Origin of the sequence: Mesorhizobium sp. M0587 (assembly GCF_040320945.1) — a bacterium.
In the GTDB taxonomy this organism is placed as follows: domain Bacteria; phylum Pseudomonadota; class Alphaproteobacteria; order Rhizobiales; family Rhizobiaceae; genus Mesorhizobium.
Genome location: NZ_JAMYQP010000093.1, coordinates 1 through 1,631 on the forward strand (window position 1 = coordinate 1; position 1,631 = coordinate 1,631).

General features: G+C 65.4%; 1 protein-coding gene. It reads right to left on the bottom strand.

The features are described from left to right. Positions 1–154: 154 nt before the first annotated feature. Positions 155–1,537, bottom strand: a complete 1,383-nt coding sequence (locus NKI49_RS33125) for an IS1380 family transposase (RefSeq protein ID WP_352608403.1) — start codon at positions 1,535–1,537, stop codon at positions 155–157. Positions 1,538–1,631: the final 94 nt, after the last annotated feature.

Sequence of the window (1,631 nt, forward strand, 5' to 3'; positions counted from 1 at the left end):
TAGCCCGGATATCTCACACAGTCTTTCGGCGCGAGGCTGGCAGCAGCGATTTTGCGGGCACTTGAGCTGCGGGCAAGGGATGTCCGCCGCTTGGAGCGGTTGGTGTGGTTCGGCGCTGTTTCCTTGCTGTTGACGGGAGGGTGGATGGGCGCGCTCAGGCGGCTGCTGCCGATAATCGGGCATAGGCCAATGCCCATTCGCGCTGGAAGGGGCAGGCTGAGTTCATGGCCAGCTTGATGCGGCGCACCGAGACGCTGACCAGGGCGCCGATCTTGAACAGCTTGAGACGGATGGTGGCGCAGCTTGCCCTGGCGAGCCGTGTATCCACCAGGCCGATGCGGCGCAGCGCGCAGATCAGCACATAGGCCATCGAGGCGAACCAGAGCCTGAGCTGGTTGGCGCGCAGGGTGGCGGCAGAGGTGCGGTCGGCGAACAGGTCGAGCTGGCATTCCTTGATGCGGTTCTCCATCTCGCCGCGGGCGCAGTAGAGGTCCTCGTAGAGGCATTGCGCCGGCCAAGCCTCGGCGTCGAGGGAGGTGACCACGAAGCGCGGGTTGGCCTCCCCTTGCGTCCACTCGGCCTTGGCCACGACCCGGCGCCGGCAGCTCCAGCTCTTGCGCGTGGTCCACAGGAAGTCCTTGAAGCGGCGGGCGGGCCGGCTGGTGAGGGCACTTTCTGCCTTGGCCGCTTCCAGTTCAGCCGCGATGTGGCGGACCAGCCGAACATTGCGGGCCAGACCCAACAGGTAGTCGACGGCGTTGGCCTCGCACCAGGCCATCAGCTCCTGGCGGGCGAAGCCGGAATCGGCGCGCAGCACGATGCGGACCTTGGGCCAGCGCTCACGCAGCTGGCGCACGATGCGCTCGATCTCCTGGACCGCGCCGGCGGCCGCGTCGATGTTGGCGGGCCGCAGCTTGGCGCACAAAAGGTGATCGCCGCAGAAGATGTAGAGCGGCAGGTAGCAGTAGTTGTCATAGTAGCCGTGGAAGAACCGCCCCTCCTGGTTGCCGTGCAGGGGATCGTCCGTGGCATCCAGATCCAGCACGATCTCTTCGGGCGGAGCGGCGTGCGCGCCCATGAACAGCTCGACGAACAGCGCCTCGATCGCCGCCGGGGCGTGGCTGATCTTGTGATAGCGCGAAGGCTGCGGCCGGCTCAGCTCCAGCCGGTTGAGCGTCGACTTGCCGGCAACGGCCGCGCATTTCTTGTGACGGCGCGCCTTGAGCTTGCCGGCCAGCACCGCCAGCACCGGATCATGGCGCAACTCGTCATGGTCGTTCAGGTCCTCGTAGCCGAGCGCCAGCGCCAAGACGCGCTGGCCCACTAGCGTCTTCACCTCATGCTCGATCAATGCCGGACGGCGGGCATCCACGAAGCAGCGGGCAAAGCGGCCGACCAGCCCGATCGCCCGGTCCGCAAGCCCCAGCAGAAGCGCGCCGGCGTCGGACGTGATCGTTCCACCGTCAAAACCGGCCACCACGGCGCGCCTTTCAACAGGTGCAAAATCAAACCGTTCCAGTGTACACTCTGTTTGCATCGGGGAATACCTCTGCTCAAGGTAAGTCTTTGTCGCAGAAGCATTTTCCTTGATTCGGAGCCCCGATGCACTTCAACTGTGTGAGATATCCGGG

Bases quoted from the DNA above. Each gene is read 5' to 3' on its own strand.
- NKI49_RS33125 (WP_352608403.1), bottom strand. From the start codon at position 1,537: ATGCAAACAGAGTGTACACTGGAACGGTTTGATTTTGCACCTGTTGAA.